At 28.6% G+C, this 8,745-nt stretch carries 8 protein-coding genes; all 8 read right to left on the bottom strand.

Annotated features, from left to right (window positions below; translation table 11 throughout):
* On the bottom strand, positions 1-1,221 hold a 1,221-nt coding region (locus tag M0R36_09715; protein ID MCK9556075.1), incomplete at its 3' end, for a hypothetical protein.
* Between the two features lie 15 nt (positions 1,222-1,236).
* Entirely contained in the window at positions 1,237-1,908 is a 672-nt protein-coding gene (locus tag M0R36_09710; protein ID MCK9556074.1) for a hypothetical protein, read from the bottom strand.
* A 2-nt stretch (positions 1,909-1,910) separates the two neighbouring features.
* Positions 1,911-3,782 carry a toprim domain-containing protein gene (locus M0R36_09705; GenBank protein MCK9556073.1) on the bottom strand — a complete coding sequence of 624 codons (1,872 nt, stop codon included), beginning with the start codon at positions 3,780-3,782 and terminating at the stop codon, positions 1,911-1,913.
* Between the two features lie 2 nt (positions 3,783-3,784).
* Complete coding sequence (locus tag M0R36_09700) at positions 3,785-4,822, bottom strand: metallophosphoesterase (GenBank protein MCK9556072.1); 1,038 nt, start codon at positions 4,820-4,822, stop codon at positions 3,785-3,787.
* Between the two features lie 11 nt (positions 4,823-4,833).
* Positions 4,834-5,229, bottom strand: a complete 396-nt coding sequence (locus tag M0R36_09695) for a hypothetical protein (protein MCK9556071.1) — start codon at positions 5,227-5,229, stop codon at positions 4,834-4,836.
* A gap of 13 nt (positions 5,230-5,242) precedes the next feature.
* Positions 5,243-5,446 (bottom strand): hypothetical protein, encoded by a 204-nt coding sequence (locus tag M0R36_09690; protein ID MCK9556070.1) that lies wholly within the window; start codon positions 5,444-5,446, stop codon positions 5,243-5,245.
* 3 nt (positions 5,447-5,449) lie between these two features.
* On the bottom strand, positions 5,450-6,019 hold the full coding sequence (locus M0R36_09685; GenBank protein MCK9556069.1) for a hypothetical protein: 570 nt from the start codon (positions 6,017-6,019) through the stop codon (positions 5,450-5,452).
* 10 nt (positions 6,020-6,029) lie between these two features.
* The coding region (locus tag M0R36_09680; protein MCK9556068.1) for a hypothetical protein at positions 6,030-8,745 on the bottom strand (2,716 nt) is incomplete at its 5' end.

Raw genomic sequence — 8,745 nt, 5'->3', positions numbered from 1 at the left:
GATTTTATTAGCATCTATTGATGCTGTAAATATTTTTTCAATTGAATATTGCTTTAATAAATTCTTCAGAATATCTTCTTTTAAATCTGGGATATTATCTATTAAATCCTTAACAATGAATTCTACATTATACATTTTATTTTTAAGATAATTTCCAAGATACGGTCTAATATTTTCAATAACAGTAAATTCATATAGCTTATTTTTTAATCTATTATTTTCCTCTTCCAGTTTATTATAAAAAGCTTTCATATAATTATTTAAATTTTTGATTAATAATTCTTTAACACTAACTAATTTCATTTTCCCATTGTCATTTAATAATATTTCATAATTTATAGTTTTTGTTATTTCATTCATAACATCTTTAATCAATTCGTCAAAATCACATTTTTTATTTTTATTTACATATATTTCTATTTCTACATAATTCTTCTTTGAATTGTCCAAAGCTGTTGCGGTTCTTTCTGGAAAATATCTATCTTGAAGCATTTTTAATAAACTAGAAAACCCAGTGGCAGGACATCCAAGAATTTTTATACTCCTAGATTTATGATCTATTTTGTATCTTGGTCTATATGTTATTTTTCCCTTACCAGTATTTAATAATTTTTCACATTCCGATTCTTCCATTATAACTATATTTCCTGGACAATATGGTTTTATAATAATATGTTTTTTATCCACTACAATACTTTTTGTTAAACTGATTAAATCATTTATAGTATATCTTGGAATAACACTTCTAATTCCAAATCCTATTCCAATATTCATACTGTCAATCAAAAAACATAATGGTATTGGTGTTGGTAAATATACTGGTTCTTCTTCTATTTCAATCGTATGCCAATCCACGTTATTAATAAATTCAAATATCATTTCTTTATAATAGTTATTCAATCTTGCTTCTGTGTATCTCATAGCTGCAGCTGGTTGGGGTTCTAATTTATTTGATGATCCCCAATTTCCTTGCTTATCAAAAAACCCGGAATTTACCATTTTTGTTAATGTGTTATAAAATGAAACATCACCATGCGGATGGAGTACGAGGCCAGCAGCAACGATTTTTACAGATTTTACCATCTTATCCTTTGCTTCCTTATAACCACCAAGCAAAGCTCTTCGTTCCACTGGCCTCAGACCATCATTTATATCTGGCAATGCTCTAAATTGATTAAGATGAATTCCATACTTTTTATATCTATCAATTATAGATAGCATTCATCACTCCTGTTTTTAAAATAGAACAACTCCTCCTGACATTTCTATTCCATCAAATTGATCAGAACTATTGTTTTCTTTTGTTGGTTCATTCCCGAAAGAAAAATCACCAGACCCTTGGTCTGCCGTCACATTATCTACCTTCTTTGAAGATTGATTTCCTTTTTCTTCTTGTTTCTTTTCATTTCTTTTATTCCAACTGGTATTCCAATAATGATAACATCCCATTGCTGGAAGTATTGTAAAAGTACTTTTTATATAACCAAGAATTGCCATCAGATCACCTTTACTCTTAATCGTGTAATAATGTTTGGTTTCCTGATTGATTGTTTTATTGAGAGTTGTGATTAAAACAACAGGATATCCCTTATTTGATGCAATAAATAATGATGTGAGTGTATTTGCACCATCACTGTTCCATTCTCTTGATGCAACAGGTTTAGAATAATCAACTGTCTGCTTATTGATGAATGAAGACAGCAACAATTCAAGTGTATTACATTCATCTGCTGACAATTTCATTGTCTTTCCCTTTTCGTAGTCAAATACTTTTTGACCTTTGGTATATTTTCCTTTATTTCCCTGTGCACTTTCCAGCTTCATGGCAATTGTGATCAGAGGAGTGTTGGTATCAAAAATATAATCCAACATTAAAACACTTTCATCACCGAATAATCTTGAGTACATTCTTAACCCTCCTTAATATCTTTAATTTTATTTTCAAATTCTCCACTCAATAACATTCGTTTATATGATGGATCTATTAATAAATTTACTAGTTCCGTTCTTGTTTTTTCATCAACTTGTTTTACCTTATATAATCTTCTTGTTTTTTCATCAAATAAACACGGTTTCAATTGATCGTCGTTAAATTCACCAAGACCTTTAAATCTTCTTTTGCTAGCAGTTGGATTTTTTTCCATTAGAGCATCCATCTCTTCCTTTGTCCAACATGGAATGAAATTATCCTTTGTCACCAACCCATATAGGGGAATTTCGGCAACATATAGTATTCCTTTTTCTATAATTTCTGGCAACATTATCATGAAGAAATTCATTAGAAGAACTGCAATATGCTCTCCATCCGGATCAGGATCTGGACATAATATTATTTTAGAATATCTTAAATTTTTCATATTAACATCTGTAGTTTTTGATTTGAATCCCACACCAATGCTTCTAATAATATCATATAATTCTTTATTTTTCAATATGCTGTCTAATTGTTTTTTTGATGATATGTTCATGACCTTGCCCTTCAGTGGGAGAATTGCATGTTTTTTATTGTCTCTAGCATCGATGCATGTGGTTCCAGCAGAATCGCCTTCAATTATTATTAATTCTGAATCTTTAAAGTATTGACAGTCAACCAACTTGGAATCTTTATCTATAATTCCACGAATTCCAGCATTTCCAGAAAGATTTTTTACTGATTGTTTTGACTCTAGCTTGATCCTATATGTTTCAAACTTATCCAATAAAACAGAAAATAATTTTCTTTTATCCAATTCTTTTATAATGCAGTTCTTAAAATTATCATTAACAATTTCTATTATTTTTTCTTTTGGAGTGGTCAATCTTTCTTTTGTCTGAGATGCAAACTTTGTTTCTTCAAGATAAATATTAAAATAACATTTTAAACTAACGAGGCAATCTCTTCTTAAAATATTTTTATTTCCCTTTTTTGAAAATAAAATATCAGCTATTATATTTTCAACAATGGTTATATGTGATCCCAAATTTACTGGAATAAGATTGACACTGGAATATGTTTTAGCTGGTTCATTTCCTTTCTCATAAGTAAATATTAATTCTATTTCTTGATTGCCGCTTTTAAATTTAATTTCAATCGGATCAAATAATGGGTCACTTGCATAATTTTTAAGAAAATGAGTTTTAAGATCTTCCTTTATGATTTTTTCAACACCATCAATATTCAATATCATTTTTTTCCCGCTAAATATACTGCAAACTCCAAGTCTTCTTTCTATCATTTCTGCGTTTATATTTAAGTCTGAAAAATATTTTGAACTTGGGATAAAAGAAACTCTGGTACTAAATGGTTTGTCAATTTTTTTTGGAAGCAATTCAACTTTTTTATCAACCAATAATCCATCTTTAAAATTATAGGTGACATGTGCCATTTTTTTACCATACACTTCTTCTTGAATTTTATATATTTCTATTTCCATATAATCACTGAGAGCGTTAACAGCTGAAAGACCAACACCATGCAAACCGGAACTAATTTTATATGCTTGTTTTTCGAATTTTCCACCAGAGAATGGAATTGTCGATAGTAAAATTGGAATATCTTCGCCTTTTATTTGATCTATTGGCATTCCTCTACCATCATCCAATACAGTATAAAATTTTCTATTAGTATCTACAAACACGCCCAAGCAGGTTCCATTATCATTTATTAATTCATCCATAGAGTTATCTATAACTTCATAGATAAGATGATTTGGGTTGCTAGTATCACCAATGAATAAATCCGGTCTAACTCTAATTGGTTCTAATTTTTCCAAAATCTTTATACTATCTTTATTGTAACTCATAATCAGCTCCCTATTAATTCTGTTAATTTTTCGAGATAGACATCGTGCAACGATTCATCTATCTTTTTATATTTTAAATATTCAACATAAATATTTTTTGATAAATCAATTGTTTTGATTTCATCATTATTTGATTCTTCATTTGGATTTATTAAACAACAATTTATTTTATTTTTTTGACAGAAATTATAAATTTTTTCATCTTTTGTTTTAACTTTTAAACTATCTTCATCTGATTTTTCTTTCAATTTATTATTTATAATTTCAATATCATCAGTTTCACATAAAATATATTTTGGATATAATGTTGGAATGGATTCATAATCATCGGTTTCACTATCATAAATTATATATCTTTTTTCATCTCCACTTTCACCCCAATTTTCTTGAACTACACTTCCAACATAGATTAATTTTGATCTATCATTTCTTAATATTTGTGGTTTATGATAGTGACCCAATATAATAGTTTTAAAATATTCACTAAGATCTTTAAATGCAACCCTATCAATATGAGATAATCCAGAATTTAATACTGCTTCGTTGATACCAAAATGACTAATCAACACTTCAATTTTATTATTTTCTATTTTATCTTTAAGGACATCTAGAAAATTCTTCGACCAGGGGAGCAATAAAATTTTGTTTTCTAGAATTTCACACTCCCCTGGTTCTAATATAACTAAATTCTTATTGTGGTTGTATTTCAGATCAGAAAACAGTGTTATTGGTTTTTCGGTTTTATCACTAACATCGTGATTTCCAGCCAAAATATAAATATTCCAATCATTGAAAAAAGACAAAAATTGTGATAATAAATCTTTAGAAGAAGCATGAGCATAATTTTTATGATGAAATACATCTCCAGCTATTATAAGATTTTTTTGTTCTTTAGGATATCTGGATTTAAAATCCTCAAGAGCATTCCACATATTTGTCATAGTGAAATACTCTTTCCTTGGATATTTTTTACCATCTAAATCAACATATTCGCTATCTTTACCGGACAAATGTAGATCTGCAAAAACAACATATTTCACTAATCATTCTCCTATTTTTTAAATTTACTAAAATCTATAACTTTTCCACCTCCGGGAACTGTTAAACTGGGAACAACCAGATCTGCTTTTTTGCTTAACACCCAAGTTTCAAATTCTTTAGACGGAGTAGCTTCTTTAACAATAGTTTCTCTTCTATATAGAATTGGTCCTGGTGTCATATTATTTGTCAATTCAATAATCATTGCAATATTTGCTATTCTTTCATTTATTTCCGCAACTAAAAAGAAATTAGGATCCGCAGATGCTTGTTCTTTATATTCCTTAAGGGGAATACTAACAATATTTACGAGGTACCCATTATTTATTTCAATTGATCCACCAGTGTCCCTGTAATCCTCATCATTACAAATGACCCAGCCTTCATCTCTAACAAAAAATAATTTCACAAAATCCTCCTATTTAGTTAATGGAATCGTTTATCGGGTAATTAGTACTCAAAATCCACGTATTTAACAAGACTTCTAATTCTTTTGTATCTTGCTTTATTTTTCTTTTACTTTCTATTTCTTTTGCAATTTCGTCCATAATAAATCTCGGTAAAAAACAATATGGAACCTCAACAACTTGCTGTGATTCATTCATTTCAACATCATCATTCATCATCTATTAACTCGCAAATGGGGTTTCATTTTTTGGTTTACGATCACCAGACGAATTATCTCTTTCTCTTTCTTGTTTTAAAAATTCATTAAATAATCCAAATACCACCACATCTTTAAGAACAGCATTTAGAAATGCTTTGAAAATTAAAAGATCCTGTGGAGTGTGTAAAATATATTGTAATCTTCCTTCATTTTCATTTTTTGAAGATATATTGATTGTTGTTTTAGTAATACCATTTGGATCCGTCCATTTTCCTACATTTAACATTGTTATTTCATTACTTGTTGACTTTTCACTTTTGCTTCTGTCGTGATATAAAGCATCAATTCTAGTTGTAGGATCTTTTTCTAAAATATTGAGATCAATTAATAATTTTGCTGCTTCTGTTGGAGACAAAGAAAAATACTTTGAATTTTTATAATCATAGGTATTTGTTCCTCTTTCCACTGGTCGCATTTCTCTGTTTGGGTCTATTGCCGGAGCAATTTCCAAACTTCCATTCTTCTTCCAAAAATTTATCTTTAAAATAAGAACAGATTTTTTTCCATGAAATCTATAAAAATCTTGAATCATACAAACTCCTTTAAGAACATTTAGAATAACCGCAACTCAAACATTCAACACATCCTTCTTGGACTGTTAATGTTTTTTCGTTGCATTTCGGACATATTTGCATCCCATCGGAGGATACAATATTATTTTCTTTAGTAACTGAAAATTTTAATAATTTAGCAATAGCATCCACAACCGATGTTACTAGTATTGGTTTCTTTGAAAATTTATGCCATGTCGCATCATCAGAGGCAATATTTTCCATCTGTGCTATAATTTTATTAACAGGGATATGATAAGATAAGCACAGAGAAACTAATCTTCCTATCGCCTCAGTATAGCAACCTAATTCACTTCCAGATTTCCCAACATTTAAAAATAATTCCAATGGAATATCATCTTTAAAATTCATAGTAATAAAAGCATCATATTTTGGAAATTTCAACTTTTCAGTAAAACCGTGTAATTTATCAGGTCTGGATATATTTTTTAATTTCTTTTCTTCTTTCTTCGGATTAGCATCATTTAATATTCCTTCTCTCTTACAACCAGATCTATATACCGTTATCCCTTTACACCCAGACTTCCATGATAACATATATAATTCTTTAACCTCATCGGCTGTAATGTGATTTCCCAAATTGACAGTTGAAGAAATACTATTATCTATATATTTTTGAATTATTCCCTGTAACTTAACTCTGTCTCTCCAATTAACTTCATATGCTTGTGGGAAACAATGTTTTATATCATTTTCTTCAGTAACAATACCATTATCTTTTGCATATTTTATCGCGTTATGCCATATATCAAATATTTCTTGTTTTCCGGATATATTTGTTTTTCTGGTATAAGTTCTCATAAAAACAGGTTCTATTCCGGAACTGCAATTGGAGTATATCATCTTATTATTTTTTTCATCATATATTCCACCACCAATGATTGATAATGTCCCAGTGGGAGCAATTGTATTCACAGTGACGTTGGCAATGCTTTTATCCTTTGGAATATCAAAATCATCAAAGAATTTACAACTATAATATTTTTTAGAATCAAAATCTTTAATTGCTATACCATGTTCTGCTGATAAATTTTGTGAAGCTAAATATGATGAGGTTCTAAATGTTTCAAATAATTTTTTAGTAAATGCAATTGTTTCTTCATCAGTGTTATATCCCAATTTTAATAATCCCAAAATATCTGCAAGTGCTGATATTCCTAGACCAATACGCCTAAAATCTATTGCTTTTTGTTTTATTTCTGGTAAGGCAAATAAATCATTTTTCAATTCATAATCTGTTACTGAATTTAAAATTAATACACCACATCTTATTGCACTTTTAAAACTATCAAAATCAAAAGATCCATCTTTATAAAATTTATCAAGCATTACTGAACCTAGACAACAGCGTTCTTTCCTAGAGAGAGTAAGCTCCCCACACTGAGGGGTGTATACAGAATAATACTTATAATTTCCATTTTTCTTTTCAAATTTTTCTAGTACAATTCCGATATTATGATTATCATCAACAGTAATATTATAAACATCTTCATATCCATCAAATTCAACTGATACAACTTTATGGTTTAAATTAGAAATAACTTCATCTTTTATAGCAGACCATGTAAACTTACCCGAAGCCCAATTGTGAATTCCTTCTGGTAAAAATTCCCTTTTTAACTTTTTGATCAATCCTTCATAACTATAATAATTTCTATCGTATTGTTTTTCAAACTTTATTTCATAGTGTTTACTCCACTCATCCATGCTTGGTAATTTATCCAATTCTATTGCATAATCTACAAATTCATTATATATAGTTGAAAATTTTTCTGCTGACTTTTTGGCTGCATGTCTTTGGTATATTTTTGAAAAATATCTACATGAACATGTTAAGGAACAAAAACATCTTTCCCTCTGATGATATGTAACAATAAACTCTTTTCCACATTCTTCACATATTTTGATACAATAACATTTTCCAGCATCGGTATCATAAAATAATTTTAAATCACTATTATCTTTATTTTTAATATAATCCCGATATGATAATAATGAATAATATCCTTTTTTTGACCATTCTTTTTTATATCCAAAAATTTCATAGTTTAATTCATCTATTAAATCATATGTCTTATAAATTTCACTATTTTTGCAGTAATCATTGTCTCTTGCAAATTTCTTCCATTCTCTCTTAGTAATTGGCCCACCATATTTAAATAAACACTGTTTTATTTGATTTTTATGTTCATCTATAGTTACATTGATTGCTCTTCCATTTTTTATTCCTCCGGTGCTATCAGACATTTTTTTCCTATATTCATTTTTTACATTCTCATCCGCTTCACTCCACCAAACCTGCATTGGATTATTCTTCGTTATATGATAGCTATTGTGATCAGACCACCTCATCAATTTTAGATTTAAAATATCATTATTCCTAGAATTTTCATCTATATGATGAACTACCATTTTTTCTTTACCTAAAAAAATATCATTATCTAATTTATTATAGAATTGATAAATATACCTATGCTCAAAAGTAGAGTATTTTTCAGAATTTATTTTATTCACAATCCAATATGATTTTTTATCCAAAATAGATTTACACGAAATAAATAAACTATGACCAAATTTCAAATCTTTAGCTTCGATTTCGTCAAAATCCCTAGTAATAAATTTGTGATTCTCAGTGCATCTAATAGATGATCCATCATCTAAGGTAACCTTTAATATTTTTTTATTT

Source organism: bacterium (genome assembly GCA_023228325.1).
Lineage (GTDB): Bacteria > Auribacterota > UBA6266 > UBA6266 > UBA6266 > UBA6266.
This window is presented reverse-complemented; position numbering and strand designations above follow the sequence as displayed.